Source organism: Eubacterium sp. AF17-7, assembly GCF_003461285.1.
GTDB classification, from domain to species: domain Bacteria; phylum Bacillota; class Clostridia; order Lachnospirales; family Lachnospiraceae; genus Eubacterium_U; species Eubacterium_U album.
In genome coordinates, this window is record NZ_QTWU01000019.1 from 1 (window position 1) to 16,945 (window position 16,945).

Genomic DNA, 16,945 nt, shown 5'->3' on the forward strand with positions numbered 1-16,945 from the left:
CAAAGTAACAGATTTTTTATATTTAATCTGTCTACTTTAGAGGTATCATATCATTTAGCCTGTCGGATTTTTTACGTGATGAAAATACAGTGGTTTAAATATTAAAGAAAAAATAATCTGAAAAAATAATCTGAAAAAATAATCTGAAAAAATAATCTGAAAAAATACTTTCGTTACTAAAACATATAGATATAAATAGAAGTATATGTTATGGTTATCATAAAATTAGTGTTCGAATAATTTAGTTGGAAAGGAGATTTATATGACTAAAGGAAGAAGTAGAATTACAATTAATTATATTAAAAAAATTGTAATTGCATGTGTAATATGTGTTGTAGGTATAGTTGGAACTATTAATGTAAATGCTGATACAAAAAAAGTTGATATCGTAGTTAATAAGACAAAGACTATAAAAGTGAAAAAGCCAAGCGTAAAAGTAAAATGGACAATTAAAAATAAAAAGATTGTTAAAATAGTAAAAATTAAAGGTAAGAAAAATAATATTTTAAAAATAAAGGGAATAAAAAATGGCAAGACAAAAATTATAGCAAAATATAAAAATAAGAAGAGAGTATTTATTATTAATGTTGTTAATAAAAACAAGAAAAAGAATACAGATTCAGAAAAAATAATAAATAATCAGGACAAAACGCAAAATAGTGAAACAACATCATCACAGAATACTGCAAATATAAAAGTGTCATATGTTAACGATAAAATAACTTTAAAGGATAATCTAATAATTAAATATTCATTGACTAATGGCAAGGGAGTGATAGCACTAGATTATAAAACAGAAAAATTGGAAAAATATATAGATGGAAAATGGGAAATCATCGAAAAGAAAAATGAGTATCAGAATACAATGTATGAGGTTAATGATAGTGAGATGATTAGAAATGCAGATTTGAATAATTACTATGATATTTCAATCGGGCAATATCGATTAACCAATAAAGTTAATGGACAGGAATGTATCGTTAATTTTAATGTATATGAAAATGATACAAAATTTGTTGGTATATTAAAGAATAATCAAATAAATATGAATGATGAATTATCATTTTATGTTTATGCTGTAGGTAATGAAGATAATACATATCCGGGAAGTCTTCAACCGGGAAAACTTGAAATATATGAGGATAATCAGTGGAAGAACATTGAATTGAGTGACGATGCAAGATTTCCGGAAATTATAATATTGATTGAAAATTTAAGACCGGGATATTTTAGTATTCCTATATTCCAGGATTATGTAGGACTACATTCCGGACACTATAGATATATTCATACAATAGAAGGAATAAATATTCCTATGGAATTTGACGTTTTATAATACATTTTTCTAGTATAATAAATAGAAAAATAGCACGCTTAATAATTGCTGTAGTAAAAAATAGTTGAAATAATAATAATATTATTATAAAATAAAACGTAGCGTGGTAAAACACAATGAACTGTTAGGAGGAAATATTATGATAGCAGCAGGCGATTTTAGAAATGGTGTTACAATCGAAGTTGAAGGACAGATTTATCAGATTATCGAATTTCAGCATGTAAAACCAGGTAAAGGCGCAGCGTTCGTTAGAACAAAATTAAAAAATATCAAGAGTGGTGGTGTAGTTGAAAAGACTTTCAGACCAACTGAAAAATGTCCTAAGGCTCACATCGATAGAAAATCAATGCAGTATTTATATGCAGATGGTGGATTGTATAACTTTATGGATACAGAAACATTTGAACAGATTGCATTATCAGAAGAAACAATCGGTGATGCACTTAAGTTTGTTAAAGAAAACGAAATGGTTACAATCTGCTCACACAATGGTGATGTATTTGCAATTGAACCACCTCTTTTCGTAGAATTAGAGATTACAGAATCTGAACCTGGTGTTAAAGGAAACACAGCTACAGGTGCTACAAAACCTGCAGTGGTTGAAACAGGAGCAACAGTATATGTTCCATTATTCGTTAATCAGGGTGAAAAGATTAAGATTGATACAAGAACAGGTGAATACCTTTCAAGAGTATAATCTGATTTTAGGATTAATAAATAAAAAGAAGTTCCTGTTTGGGAACTTCTTTTTTTATGTTGTGCACCTTGCGGTGCACGTTTCTAATAGGTGAAAGTCTTTAACATGAAAGCAATGTTTAGAAAAACATTGAATGAAGTTAATTTTACATAAATGCTTTGGCAAATGACCACTGACTAATGGAAGTGGTAATACATATAATAGTAGGAGATATTGGGCTGATGAAAGTAGTAATTTTAGACGCAAAAACTTTAACGAATGATGATATTGATTTTTCGGTATTTGATGAATTTGGTGAAGTGACAATTTATGATTATACTAAATATAATCAGATAGCGGAAAGAATAAAGGATGCTGAAATTATTTTGTGTAATAAGTCGATAATGAACAGAATGACTTTGAAGGATGCAAAGAATGTAAAGTATATAGGACTTTTTGCTACAGGATATAATAATGTGGATATAGAATATACAAATGAAAGAAATATAACGGTATGTAATGCAGGAAGTTATTCTACAAATGCTGTAGCACAACATGTATTTGCTCTTATTCTTGAACATTACAATAAAGTTGGAGAGTATAACAAATTTGTTAAAGACGGAGGGTGGATACACAGCGAAAAATTTTCGCCATTTAAACCAATGAAGGAAATGGATGGAAGAACATTAGGAATTGTAGGATATGGTTCAATAGGAAAGAAAGTTGCAAAAATTGCACAGGCATTTGATATGAAGGTCTTAGCGTATAACAGAAGTCCTAAGAAAGATGAAAGCGTCCGATTTGTAGAAATGGATGAACTGCTTGAAAAATCAGATATAGTTTCTATTCATTGCCCATTAAATAGCGATTCAGAAAAGATGTGTAATAAAGAGTTTTTTGAAAAAATGAAAGATGGAGCACTGTTTATAAATACATCACGAGGCGGAGTAGTTGATGAACAGGCATTAATTGATGCTGTTAAATCTAAGAAAATATCAGGAGCAGGTCTTGATGTAGTAGCAGTAGAGCCGATGGAAAAGCATGAAGAGATTCTTGATATAGATAATATAATTATTACACCTCACTCAGCATGGGCACCTGTTGAAACCAGGACAAGACTTGTTGAAATTGTAAAAAATAATATTAAAAAATGGGTTGCAGGAGCCCCTGTAAATGTTATAAAATAGAACCGAAGGGTGTTAGATATAAGTTATAGTTCTAAAAGAAGATACAAATACTTATATTTAAGGAGGATTAACCAATGAGAAAGGTTATCAGGAAAATTTCAGCTGCTATAGTTGCAACAACTATAACAGTAGCTATGTGTGCAACATGTTTTGCAGGTACAACATTTGAAGGCTACTTTGGACAGAGAGAAAATTGGTACGAAGGAGCTGACGGTAGTTTGTCAGGCGCAACAGCAAGTTCTTTCTCAGCTGATATGGATGCGATTGGCTGGGGCGGTGTTTGGGGAGCACAGGCACACAGAGACATCACAGTGAAGAAAGGACAGAAGTATACTCTTAGTTTTAAAGCAACAACTACAACGGCTGAAAAATGGGTATTCTTTAAAGTTACAGATTCACAGGACACAGTAGTTTATGCAGACTGGTTACACTTACAGCCGGGCGTAACAGAAAACTACAAGGCAACATTTAAAGCATCTGCTAATGCAACATTCATTTATTATGGAATGGGTGGAGAATTTGGTGACAGAACAGAAGAACAGGGTGATATTTATGCACTCTCAGAAGTACTTCCTAATGATGCTGATTCAAGTTTTAGTACATCAGTAAAGGTTACAAACTTCAAATGTGTTAAGTCTAAAGCGAAACTTAAAGTGACAAAGGACAAAAAGAAGAATGGTATAGCTCTTTACAATTACTTAAAGAAAAATGGAAAAATCTTTAAACAGGTTGGAGATTTTGTATGTACTATTCAGACATCAGGAAACAAGATTCAGATAAAAGCAATTCAGAATCAGGAAGTAGTTGCTGATGTTAAGTTAGCAAAGAATAAACCACAGGCAACAGTAAAGAAATTAAGAAGCAGCATAGCTTCAAGTGCAATCAACAGCGCTTTAAAGACAGAAACAAAAATGACATTAAAGAACCTTGGTTATTAATATTGTGCCGACATTTGTGAATGATGTTTGCAAATGTCGGTATTTTTTTGTAGTAGAGGAAATGTCATTATTACAAAAGATAAAGTTCACGGCAAAGTTGAGACTTTGGGGTAAAAATTTAGGGGCAAAAAAATAGATATAATAGAAAATTGTGTGTAAATGAATAAAGAAAATATCGATTTTATAGTAAATAATAGTAATTATTTCGAAGTGAAACCCTAGTATTCGACGATAAACGAGCACAAAATTGAAACAAAAATTATATAAGTCGAAAAAGGTCGAACACATTTTTACATAAAAGTGGAAAAAGGAAATATAATTATAGAGATAAAAGAAATAAGAAACCAAAGGTTGGTACAGAAGGGGGAAGCACACATGATCGACAAGATTATTGAGAACAACCGCGTTAGCATTGTAGGTGAGATTGTATCTGAATTCAGATACAGCCATGAAGTTTTTGGAGAAGGATTCTACATGGTAGATGTATCTGTAGACAGACTTAGTGAATTAACGGATATTATTCCGTTGATGGTATCTGAGAGACTTGTTGATGTAACACAGGATTACACAGGAAGACTTGTAGAAGTATCAGGACAGTTTCGATCCTACAACAGACATGAGGGGACAAGAAACAAATTGGTGCTTTCTATTTTCGTAAGAGAATGGGAAGAAGTAGAAGAGAATCTTGATGCAGGCAGAACAAATCAGATTTTCCTTGATGGATTTATTTGCAAACCACCAATTTACAGAAAAACACCGCTTGGAAGAGAAATCGCAGATTTACTTATTGCAGTTAACAGACCGTATGGTAAATCAGATTACATACCTTGCATTGCCTGGGGCAGAAATGCAAGATATGCATCAGCTTTTGAAGTGGGTGGACACATTCAGATATGGGGAAGAGTGCAAAGCAGAGAGTACATTAAGAAGATTAATGAAGATGAAAGCGAAAAGCACACAGCATATGAAGTGTCTGTCAGCAAATTAGAATATGTAGACGAGTAAAATCGTTAAAAAAAGCAGAAAAACATCCCAAAACAGACTGAAAAGTTTGTTTTGGGATGTTTTTTCTTGCAAAGATGCCACAAACAAATAAACAAATTAGTGATATTATTTATTTATACAACAAATTATAAATCATATTATTCTAAAAAATAAAATAACATCTAAAAAAAAAGATTGATTATAAGCAAAATTGTAAAAAATGCATAAAAGTTGTTGACTTTATAAGAGAATAATCGGACAATAGAGTGGAAGAAATACCATCAGAGATGGTATGCATATAAAGGAGGAAAACATGAGAAATTTTAAGAGGGGAGTTGCATTTGCTATGGCTGCAGTTATGACAGTGTCAATGACTGGAGTGATAAGTGCGGATGCAAACGAAGAAAGTAGCACTATATCAAGTTGGAAAGAAGAAGCAGTTATTACACCAACTGAAGGCAAACTCGTAGGAGCAGGATACATTAATGTTAAAGTTAATACATCTGTAACAGATGCAGAAAGTTATAATATTGTATTTGATGGAAAAAAAGCAGTCGAATTAGAAGCTAATGGTGAGAATGAACAGATGGCAGAAGTTTATACAACATCTATAGCAAAGCATACATTAAAGGTTGAGGCTGTTTTAGCTTCGGGTGAAACAGTAGAGTCTAATGAAAGAAACTTTTTTGTATCTAAAAAAGGAATTGCATTAGGTGAAGATATGAGTAAAACAGTCGAACTTAAAAAAATGAACCTATCTTGGTATTACAATTGGCAGGCAACACCTTATAATAATTCAATTGATGATGGAGTTGATTTTGTACCAATGATTTGGGGAAGAAATCAGGATGATCCGGATGGAACAAAAGATGAAAATTTATTTAAATACATTGCAGAGCAGTGCGCTTTAGTCCCAAAGGATGCTAATTACATACTTGGATACAATGAACCGGAATTATCAGCTCAGGCTAACATATCAGTTGTACAGGCACAGAAAGGCTGGGAAGAAATACAGAAACTTGGAAAAAGAACTGTATCTCCGGCTATTAGTAATCCTAACGGAACATACAGTGGATGGCTTACACCGTTCTTAAAAGGTGGAACAGTTGACTATAATGGAGTTCAGATAGAGATTGAGGGAGTTAGTTGCGATTGTGTAGCAATTCATACATATATTAGTCAGAGAAGTGTTAGCATGGTGATTGATGCTGTAAAGAAAGTACATGAATTATATGGAAAGCCTGTTTGGATTACCGAAATGGGAATTTTTGGAAGCAAGGCATATGGAGACAAATTCGATTATAGTTATCAGAAACCTGGTGAAAATGAAAAAACAGGTGCATTTATTAAAGAAGTATGTGCACAGTTAGATGAGATGGATTTTGTAGAAAGATATGCATGGTTCCCATACAATATTAATTCAGCAAATGATATTGATTCAAATGATGCAAGTGGATCAACTGCATTATTTGATTATGACTCAGGTAAATTAACAGATAATGGATTCTTATATGCATCATTAGGTAATCCTAAAGGTTATGAAACATATAAGTTAACTGATGCTGATAAGTATGTATATGAGGAACCAACAACACAGCAGCCAACAACAACTGCGACACCTAAGGTAGAAGAAACAACAACTCAGGTTACACCAACAACTGTAGTACCTGTAGAAACAACAAAGGCAATTACAATTGGTAAAGTTAAGATTAAGAGTGCAAAAGCAACAAAGAAAAAATCTGCTAAAGTAACATGGAAGAAAGTTTCAGGTGTTAAGCAATATCAGGTTCAGTATTCTTTGAATAAGAAATTTAAAAAATCAAAGATAAAGAAAACCGGTAAATTAACTATTGTATTAAGCAAATTGGCAGGTGGTAAGAAATATTATGTAAGAGTAAGAGCTGTCAGTGGAACTAAAAAAGGAGCGTGGTCACAGACTAAAACATTTAAAACATCTAAATAAAGAACAATAAAAATGTTACAATTTTTACATCAGAAATTAAATTGATTGATTGTTTATATGTGAAAATTAGACAGTATTTCAAATTGAAAATCGTTTTATTTGTGAAAATATGATATTTTGGATTGTAAAATAAAAACGTTTATGATAAGATATTCATAGATTGAAAATAAACGTTTTCAAGAAGAGAAAAAACAATTTTATTTGAGGAGGAAATTGAAGATGAGAAAGGTTTTCAACAAAGTTATGGCAGGTGCTATGACAACAGCATTAGTTGCTACACTTGCAGTAGGATTTAAGGTAAACACAACAGATGTTAAGGCTGATACAGCTAACGCACTTACAGGTAGCTGGACAAGTTCAGCAGAAAGTTATGAACCAAATGATGCTGTTATTACACAGACAACATTTAAGTCAACAGCAGTAGATAATGTTTCTGCTAATATTTCTATTACAGGATGGCAGGCTAATTGGACAGCAGAAAGCGCTGCTCCGGAAGATGCAATTGTATTAAATGATAAAATCTGGGGTGAAAAACCATATCAGATTAAATCAGAAATTAATGCTAAAGTTGTTCCTGGAAATACATATAAATTAAAATTTACAGTTAATAACGGAATGATGGAAGCAGATACAACTACAAAGACAGAAAAGAATATTACAATTACTGTAAATAGTGGTATTGAAGGTGATAATGATAACATAATGTTATTTAAGACAATAACAGTTCCAGCAGGAGAAACAAAAACATACGAATTTGACGTTCCTGTAAGTCCTGATTATTTAAGTAATGATATTAAGGTTCAGTTAGCATATGGTTCATATTATTATTCATATGAATTAACACAGGCAGTTAAGGCTGGAAAAGTTACAGAAGAAGCAGCTAAGGCTTGCAAGTATGCATACGCATATGGAACATCAGAAAATGTAAATGCACATGGAACATTAGCATTCACAGACATTTCTTTAATGGGTGAAAAGTATACACAGAGCGTTATTCCTGAAAGACAGACACCAAAGGCTCCAACAGGTAATACAAATACAGCAGCTCCTAATACAGTAGCTCCTAAAACAGTAGCTCCTAATACAGTAGCTCCTACAACAGCAGCTCCTGCAGTAGTAGCAAGCAAACCTGCACAGGTTAAGAAAGTTAAGGCTGTTAACAATGCTAAGAAGTCAGTTAAGGTTACTTGGAAGAAAGTAAAAGGTGCTAAGTCATATCAGGTTAAGGTTGGAAACAAGAAATACAACGCTAAGAAGACTAATGTTAAAATTAAAAAACTTGCAGTAGGTAAATCTTACAAAGTTCAGGTTCGTGCTAAGAATGCAGCAGGATTTGGTAAGTGGAGTAAAGCTGTAAAAGTAACAATTAAAAAATAATAAAACAGAACAGCAAATATAATTTTCAAAAGTAAGTATGCGGCAATTATCAAAATATTGCCGCATATTAAACATAAGGACTGTAATTAGGAGGACAAATAAGTGAGATTATTTAAGAAAACTATGGCGGTTGCATTAGCATCTGTTATGACTATAGGAATGGCAGGCGTTGCTTCAGCAGCACCGGTTCCTGCAGGAACAAATGTTTTGGCAGGATTAACACAATGGACATCATTCTCTGTATGTACTAGAGAAGATGGTGGAGTATGGGAAGAAGCTTTAAAAGCTATTCCACAGACAAAAGGTGTAGATTATGCAACAGAAGGTTACATAACAGCAACATCAACGGTATCTGATTTTGATTTCTTCGTTATTAATTCCGGATGGGATGGTGAATATAACAAGTTGACAAATGAATTAGTAAATGATAATCCATGGGGTATGACAGCTACACTTGAAAATGTACCTGTTGAAGCAGGACGTAATTACACAATATCTTTTAATATTTCAAGTACATTAAAAGCAAGCAAAAAAGATGCATTAGGAAATAAGATAGGAGATATTACTACAAAGCATATTTTATTCAAGGCATATAAGCCTGGTAATGGTGATGAAGCATTAGATTTAATTTCAACATCTAACATTACATCAGATGGATATATTACATTAGATTCATCAAAGCGTGAAAGTATGAAGGTTTCAGCAGTAATTAATGTTCCAAAGGATTACAAAAAAGGAAACATCGGATTAAAATTCGCTTTAGGTGCATTATTAAAGACATATGCTGATGAAATTGGTATGTCAGGATATATTCATGTAAATAATTTCACAGTTACAGCTAATAAGCAGTATACTGTAAATTTTGTTAGCCAGAACAAGACAATGTCTACAAAGTATGTAAATGAAGGCGAAAAGGTTGATACATTTGCAGCTAAGAGAAAAGGATACACATTAGTAGGTTATACAGCTAATGGAGCTTCATATAATTTTAATTCTGTTGTTCCAAGTGACTTGACACTTGTTGCACAGTGGAAGAAAACAGCTGCACCAGCTAAAGTTAAAATTGCTTCTGTAAAGAGCAAAAGTGCTAAGAAAGCAGTTGTATCACTTAAGAAAGCAAAGAATGTTAAAGGATATGCTGTTCAGTATTCAACAAATTCAAAGTTTAAGGGTGCTAAACAGAAAACATCTAAAAAGACAAAAATTATACTTAAGAAACTTAAATCTGGATCAATTGTATACGTAAGAGCTAAAGCTTATACAACAGATTCAGCAGATAACAAAGTATTTAGTAAAAAATGGTCAGCTAAGAAGTTAGTTGTAGTTAAATAAGTTTAATATTAGAATTAATCTTAAGCAGGTGAAAGGGTGTAGAGATTTTATATGAATATCATATAAGTCTTTGCGCCCTTTTTTTAAACAAAAATCTTAGATGCTATAATTTGATTTTAAATGTAGAAACATTTTATTTAGTTAGAGAGGATAAGAATATGAGAAAAGCAAAGAGAATATTAGCATTTGCATTATCATTAGTTGTTGTATTTTCAGGAATTAATTATGCTGCAATCACAAGCAATGAAGTAGCAGCCGCTACAGTTTCAACAACAGAATGGACTAATAATGGATTGATTAGTCCTGCTAACGGATCATTAATTGGAGCAGGATATATAGATGTAAAGTGGAACAATAACCTAGAAGGAGTTTCATCATATGCAGTTTATGTTGATAATGCTTTAATAGGAACAGTATCTCCAACATCAGCAGAAACTTTATCATGCGAATTTTACACAGTTGGTGTATCTGCACATACAGCATACGTTTCAGCTACATTAACAAACGGAACAGTAGTTAATACAAATACAAGTACTTTTTATGTTACAAAGAAAGGAATTTGTATAAATGAAGATATGGGAGTAGGTATAGATGCTTCTTCATTAAATGTTGGTTGGTATTATAATTGGGGCTTTACAGCATATAATGAAAAAAATTTTAAAAACAGATCATTTGATAATATGGACTATGTACCTATGATATGGGGACAGGGAACAGTTAAAGAAGCAGCTTTTGAAAACGCAAAAAAGAATGGATACAAATATATTTTAGGATATAATGAACCAGATTTAACAAATCAGTCTAATATGTCAATTGAAAAAGTAATTAACAGATGGCAGGATTTTTGTAATTCAGGACTTAAAGTTGGCTCACCTGCAACAGCTACAGCACCGTGCTGGTCTGATAAATGGTTTAAACCTTTTATGGAAAAGATATCAGCAAATAGTTCGTTAGATGTTGATTTTATTGCGGTACATTGTTATTGGGGAACAGATTTAGATTCAACTAAAGGCGCATTACAGTTCTTACAGGCAATTGACCAGACATATGCATTATATCATAAGCCAATTTGGATTACTGAATTTGCAGTAGGTGAACAGCATATGAATTTAAGCATGGCTGATCCTACATGCGCAGCAAATACAAGAAACTTTTTAAAGATTGTATTAGAAGGATTAAATGCAAGAAGTTATGTAGAAAGATATGCATGGTTCTCATTCGACCCTGAAGACAATAGCAAATTTACAGACAGTGCTTCAGGTTTGTGGTACAGAAATACCGGAGTGTTAACAGAATTAGGAAAGTTATACGCAGAAATTGGAAATCCTGCAGGATATCCGGCAAAAACTTATGGAGTATATACTCCAAGTGGAGTTGATACATCAGCAGTTGCGTGTGCAGCATCAGTTAAACCTGTTATATATACTGCATTAGCAAATAACAAAAAGAAAACTATCAAAGTAAATCTTAAGAAGGTAAATAATGCTTCAGGTTACGAAATTAAATATTCAACATATAAGAATATGAAAAAAGCTAAAACTAAGAGTACAACAAAACTTACATATGTACTTAAAAAATTAAAAGCCGGAAAAAAGTATTATGTTCAGTCAAGAGCTTACTTTATTATGGATGGCTCAAAGTTGTATACAGGTTGGAGCAGCAAGAAAGTAGCAAAAATAAAGAAAGTTAAAAAAGTAAAAAAGGCAAAAAAAGCAAAATCAGCTAAAAATAGTAAGAAAAAATAATTGCATAAGTGATTGTTAGACAAAAGAAAAAGGAAATAGGGGTGAGTATCTTACCTATTTATTTTGAAAAGGTAACAGGAGATTATTATATGAGAAAGTTAAGAAAAGTAATTGCAATGGCTTTGATGTCAGCGGTGGTTATTGCCGGAACTCCTGCTTTTAACAATGATGTTAAAGCAGTTACAATAAATAGTGATGCAGGTGCAATAACACAGTGGCAGACAAATGCAATAACAAATCCGGTAGCAGGCAAATTAGTACCTGCAGGCTATGTTGATATAAAGTGGACAAGTGCAAATGATTTAGGAGAAGTAAAAGGTTATAAGTTGTATGTAGATGATGCTTTAGTTAATACAGCAACGTCTAATTCCACACAATTTGAATATTATACGACAGTAGTAAGCCGCCATAAGGTTTATATTATTGCTGAATTTACAGACGGCTCAAGTATAACATCATCTACATTCTATTTCTATGTTACTAAAAAAGGATTGTGCGTAAATAATGAAATGGGGAAAATGTTAATACCTGATGGTATGAATATAGGTTGGTATTATAATTGGGGAGTAAATCCATTTACATATAGTTGTTATACAGATATTGACTATGTTCCTATGATTTGGGGAACAAACTCAGAAAGATATATATCATCAATTGCATCTAAAGGATACAAGTATTTACTTGCATATAATGAACCGGATATGGGAGCAAATGTTGGCGGAAGTAATATAAACGTAAATACAGCGATTAATAATTGGAATAAATTTTTGGGATATAATTTCCATTTAGGTTCACCGGCACCGGCTTTAAGTCCATCATGGGGAATTGATAATAATACAGGTGGCAAATGGTTTAGAACATTTATGAATGGAATAGACCATAGTACAATAGATTTTATACCACTTCATTGTTATTATGGAACATATGGAGGAGTTGAAGCTGCAAATACTTTTCTTACAGATGTAGTAGATAAAACATATGAAATGTATCACAAACCAATATGGATTACAGAATTTGCTCCTAGTGGATGGGGATATAGTAACTCATATGGAAGAAAGCAGTGTAAAGAATTTTTAGAGGCTGTATTAAAAGGATTAGACGAGAGAAGTTATGTAGAAAGATATTCTTGGTTTTCTTTTGATACAACAGATGAAACAAATGGTGCAGCAGCATTATGGACAAATAAAACAGGTGTATTAACTGATTTAGGAAATGCATACGTTGCGAATGGAAATCCTGAAGGATATAGTTATGGAAATTGTACGGCAATAGATAATTCTACTATGAATGTTGTGTATGCTTCATTACAGAATGATAATAATAACAATAATAATAATAATGCAAATGATGGTTTAGATGGTACTACTGTAAAGAAACTAAGAAAAACAGGTATTATATCTGTAAAGAGTTTAAAGAAGAAAACAGCAAAAATTAAAATCAAGAAGGTTGCAGGAGCGAAAGGATATCAGATAAAATATTCTGACAGCAAAAAGTATAGAGGATATATAACTAAAAATGTAACAAAAAGAACAGTTACAATAAAGAAATTAGACAGAAAAACAAAGTTTTACTTTAAGGTAAGAGCATATACAAAAGTTGGAACTAAAAAAGTATATGGCGCATGGAGCAAGACAAAATCGGTAAAAGTTAAATAATACAGATTTGAGTAAATATTTAAAGTCCAATAATATGTTACAAAGAATAAAACTAAAAGTTTTATAGACAAATTATGAATAAGAATAAAGCCATAAATACATATTGAAATTTATAATTGTATTTATGGCTTAAAAATTGAAGGGATTAAGGTATATTAAGGGAAAATCAATGAAAAATATTAAGAAATTAATTGCTGCAATTATTATGTGCTGTTTTGGAGCGGCAATAGGAATTGTGGGGATATTTGTAAATGATAATAGTAAAAAAGAAGATACACTGATTAAATGGAAAGAAAATGCACTTGTTAATCCAACCCCGGGAAAGATGATAGGTGCAGGAAATATAGATATTACGATTGCAAATTTAGAAGATATATACGAAAACAGTGGAAAATATGGCAAAGTAAACGAATATAATATTTATATAGATGGCGAAAAGCAATTTGCCATTAAGCCGGATGAATTTGCAAAAGAGGAAAAAGAAGATGAAGGTTTTGTTTCAGGAATGAAGCTGGAAGATATGACAAAAAAAGAAGAATCCATATCAGATATAGCATCTGTTGCTACAGTAGAATTTCACTGCGCAAAAACAAATTCTTATGAAATATACATAGAAGCTGATTACGATAACGGAAGTAAAATATATTCAGATGTATTTACAATTTATATTTCAAAAAAAGGTTTATGTGTAAATAAGGATATGTCAAGAGAACTTGCAGCAGATAAGATGAATGCATCATGGTATTACAATTGGGATATTACACCATTTAATTATTATTCATTTGAAAATATGGAGTATATACCTATGATGTGGACTTATAGTTCAACTGAGACAAAAATGATAGAACGACTTGAAAAAACGGGATATAAATATTTGTTAACATATAATGAGCCTGATTTTACGGATCAGTCAAATTTAACAGTTGATGAAGTTGTAGATGCATGGCCTGATTTTATGAATAAAGGCATACAGATAAGTTCACCGGCAACAGCATTATGCCCTCCGTGGTCAAAAGACTGGTTTCAGCCGTTTATGGAGCAGATTGATGCAGATGATAATCTTAGTATAGATTTTATTGCGTTACATCATTATTGGAACTGGTATAGTGATGAAGGTGTTCAGGCATTTTTAGATTTGATTGACCAGACATATGAAATGTATCATAAGCCGATTTGGATTACGGAGTTTGCAATATCAGGAGATCCGGGAAAAAATCAGGAGCAGTTAGATGCAGTTATTGGATATATGAAAGGTGTAATACCGGGATTAGAAGAAAGAGATTATGTAGAAAGATATGCATGGTTTTCATTTGGAAGCAGAGATTCAAGAAATGGAGCATCAGCATTGTATGACATTTCAACAGGGGAATTTACTGAACTTGGTAAATTGTATTCAAGTGTAGGTATACCTGCCGGATATCAGGATGATTCCGTAGATGTAATAAAAGAAAATGATATTAAAGATATTTTGATAAAATGATAGACAATATAGCAATATGACCATATTATATAAGGAGGGGAAATATAATTTACCGCTATTCGTAAAGGGGTGAATTAGGTTGACTTATATAATGTGGAGTGCTATTATTATTTTAAATGATAGTAGAGGTTGCGCTACTTATTAGTAAACTGTATGATGTCCCGGAGACAGACGATTACAGAGGAAAGGATGTGGCGCCGAAAGGATTCATTCCGGAGATGAATTTTTGGGTATATGGTTAAGAGCCATATAACTGTCATTAGGAAGTACCCTGATGGAGAGCTACTTATAAGCATCGAAGCGATACTTTTAGGGAGCACACCACGTGGTCCCTTTTATTACGCATGTAACTATTAAATTTATTTTATTTTACAAAAGATAGTTACGGAGAGATTGTATATAAATAAGTGGTGTAAATAATGGGATTAAGATTATGAAGGAGGACATTAAAATGTCGATTTTTACAGGTGCAGGTGTAGCAATTATCACACCTATGAATGAAGATGGTTCAATTAATTATGATGAATTAGGACGAATAATTGAAAATCAGATTGCCGGAGGCACAGATGCAATTATTATTTGTGGAACAACAGGTGAATCTTCAACAATGAATGATGAAGAACATATTAAATGCATTAAATATGCAGTAGATAAGACAGCTAAGCGTATTCCTGTAATTGCAGGAACAGGTTCTAACTGTACAAGAGAAGCAGTCAACCTTGCTAAACAGGCACAGGAAGTTGGTGCAGACGGATTATTATGTGTTACGCCATATTATAATAAAGCTACTCAGGGTGGATTATATCAGTATTATAAGGATATTTCAGACGCAGTAAATATTCCTATTATTATGTATAATGTACCATCAAGAACAGGAACAAACATTCTTCCTGAAACAGCAGTTAAGATTGCAAAAGAAGTAAAGAATGTAGTTGCAATTAAAGAAGCATCAGGAAATATTTCACAGGTAGCTAAGTTAGCATCACTTGCAGATGGATGTCTTGATATCTATTCAGGAAATGACGACCAGGTTCTTCCATTGTTATCATTAGGCGGAAAGGGTGTTATTTCAGTTTGGTCAAATGTAGCACCTGCTAAAGTTCATGATATGGTAGCATCATATATGGATGGAGATATTGAAAAGGCACAGAAGATTCAGTTAGAAGCAATTGAATTAATTGATGCATTATTCTGTGAAGTTAATCCAATCCCTGTAAAAGCAGCAATGAATATGTTAGGATATAAGGCCGGTTCACTTAGAGCTCCTTTAACAGAAATGACAGATGCTAACAAAGAAAGATTAAGAAAAGCAATGGAGAATTACGGAATTTTATAAAGCTTTCATACGGAGGTAAGGATGACAAACATAATTATGAATGGCTGTAACGGTAGAATGGGAAGAATGATTACTGATATAGCTAATAAAGATACAGACGTACAGATTGTCGCAGGAATTGATGCTTATGACAAAGTGGCAAATGATTATCCTGTTTTCACAAATATTTTTGACTGTAATGTTGATGCAGATGTAATTATTGATTTTTCAACAGCTAGTGCAATAGATGATTTATTAAAGTATGCAGTAGAAAAGAAAATTCCGGTTGTTTTGTGCACAACAGGTCTTACATCAGAACAGTTAGATAATGTTCAGAAGGCAAGTGAAAAAGTTGCTATTTTAAAATCAGCAAATATGTCTTTAGGAATTAACACATTAATGAAGATTTTAAAAGTTGCAACAGAAGTGTTAGCCAACAGAGGATATGATATTGAAATAGTGGAAAAGCATCATAATCAGAAATTAGATGCTCCAAGCGGAACAGCATTAGCACTTGCAGATTGTATTAATCAGGTTTTAAACAACGAATATGATTATACATATGATAGAAGCAGCAGAAGAGAAAAGAGACCTGAAAAGGAAATTGGAATCTCAGCAGTAAGAGGTGGAACAATTGTAGGTGAACATGAAGTTATATATGCAGGAATTGATGAAGTAATTGAAATTAAGCATACAGCTTACTCAAGAGCAGTATTTGCAAAAGGTGCTGTTGATGCAGCTAAATATCTTGCTTCTAAAGAAACAGGAATGTATAACATGGCTGATGTATTAAATTAAATCGAATAAAGTTATGTATAAAAGAATGGAAAATGAAAGTTAAAGTTACTTTGCTAATGCTAAGAACTATGAACTATGAACTTTCGAAATCATGCCATTTTAATATTTTAAAAATAGAAATGATTTTTGCCGAACTCAATTTATATTGATTTCAAATTA

13 protein-coding genes and 1 riboswitch are annotated in these 16,945 nt (G+C 32.3%); all 13 genes read left to right on the top strand.

Going from position 1 to position 16,945, the window contains the following annotated elements; all coding sequences use genetic code 11:
- The first annotated feature begins 262 nt into the window (after positions 1–262).
- The 13 genes from DWW96_RS12610 (at position 263) to dapB (ending at position 16,786) form a co-directional block, all read left to right on the top strand.
- On the top strand, positions 263–1,336 hold the full coding sequence (locus tag DWW96_RS12610; RefSeq protein WP_117910654.1) for a hypothetical protein: 1,074 nt from the start codon (positions 263–265) through the stop codon (positions 1,334–1,336).
- 139 nt (positions 1,337–1,475) lie between these two features.
- The gene (gene efp / locus DWW96_RS12615; RefSeq protein WP_117910655.1) at positions 1,476–2,033 is read left to right on the top strand and encodes an elongation factor P; all 558 of its coding nucleotides are present in this window, start codon (positions 1,476–1,478) and stop codon (positions 2,031–2,033) included.
- A 221-nt stretch (positions 2,034–2,254) separates the two neighbouring features.
- Positions 2,255–3,199, top strand: coding sequence for a D-2-hydroxyacid dehydrogenase (locus DWW96_RS12620; RefSeq protein WP_117910656.1), 945 nt, complete (start codon positions 2,255–2,257; stop codon positions 3,197–3,199).
- A gap of 74 nt (positions 3,200–3,273) precedes the next feature.
- Positions 3,274–4,137, top strand: coding sequence for a hypothetical protein (locus DWW96_RS12625; protein WP_117910657.1), 864 nt, complete (start codon positions 3,274–3,276; stop codon positions 4,135–4,137).
- Between the two features lie 375 nt (positions 4,138–4,512).
- The gene (locus DWW96_RS12630) at positions 4,513–5,142 is read left to right on the top strand and encodes a single-stranded DNA-binding protein (protein WP_022088190.1); all 630 of its coding nucleotides are present in this window, start codon (positions 4,513–4,515) and stop codon (positions 5,140–5,142) included.
- A gap of 292 nt (positions 5,143–5,434) precedes the next feature.
- A complete protein-coding gene (locus tag DWW96_RS12635; protein WP_158562714.1) occupies positions 5,435–7,084 on the top strand; it encodes a glycosyl hydrolase in 1,650 nt (549 codons plus the stop codon).
- Between the two features lie 219 nt (positions 7,085–7,303).
- Positions 7,304–8,461, top strand: a complete 1,158-nt coding sequence (locus tag DWW96_RS12640) for a fibronectin type III domain-containing protein (protein ID WP_117910659.1) — start codon at positions 7,304–7,306, stop codon at positions 8,459–8,461.
- 102 nt (positions 8,462–8,563) lie between these two features.
- Entirely contained in the window at positions 8,564–9,793 is a 1,230-nt protein-coding gene (locus tag DWW96_RS12645) for an InlB B-repeat-containing protein (RefSeq protein WP_117910660.1), read from the top strand.
- Positions 9,794–9,951: 158 nt separating this feature from the next.
- Positions 9,952–11,538: a glycosyl hydrolase gene (locus tag DWW96_RS12650; protein WP_117910661.1), complete on the top strand. Its 1,587-nt coding sequence runs from the start codon at positions 9,952–9,954 to the stop codon at positions 11,536–11,538.
- A gap of 89 nt (positions 11,539–11,627) precedes the next feature.
- Positions 11,628–13,193 carry a glycosyl hydrolase gene (locus tag DWW96_RS12655; protein ID WP_117910662.1) on the top strand — a complete coding sequence of 522 codons (1,566 nt, stop codon included), beginning with the start codon at positions 11,628–11,630 and terminating at the stop codon, positions 13,191–13,193.
- 169 nt (positions 13,194–13,362) lie between these two features.
- Complete coding sequence (locus tag DWW96_RS12660) at positions 13,363–14,673, top strand: glycosyl hydrolase (RefSeq protein ID WP_117910663.1); 1,311 nt, start codon at positions 13,363–13,365, stop codon at positions 14,671–14,673.
- 115 nt (positions 14,674–14,788) lie between these two features.
- Positions 14,789–14,966, top strand: a riboswitch (Lysine riboswitch).
- A gap of 158 nt (positions 14,967–15,124) precedes the next feature.
- Positions 15,125–16,009 carry a 4-hydroxy-tetrahydrodipicolinate synthase gene (dapA, locus tag DWW96_RS12665; protein WP_117910664.1) on the top strand — a complete coding sequence of 295 codons (885 nt, stop codon included), beginning with the start codon at positions 15,125–15,127 and terminating at the stop codon, positions 16,007–16,009.
- Between the two features lie 21 nt (positions 16,010–16,030).
- Positions 16,031–16,786: a 4-hydroxy-tetrahydrodipicolinate reductase gene (gene dapB / locus DWW96_RS12670; RefSeq protein WP_117910665.1), complete on the top strand. Its 756-nt coding sequence runs from the start codon at positions 16,031–16,033 to the stop codon at positions 16,784–16,786.
- Positions 16,787–16,945: the final 159 nt, after the last annotated feature.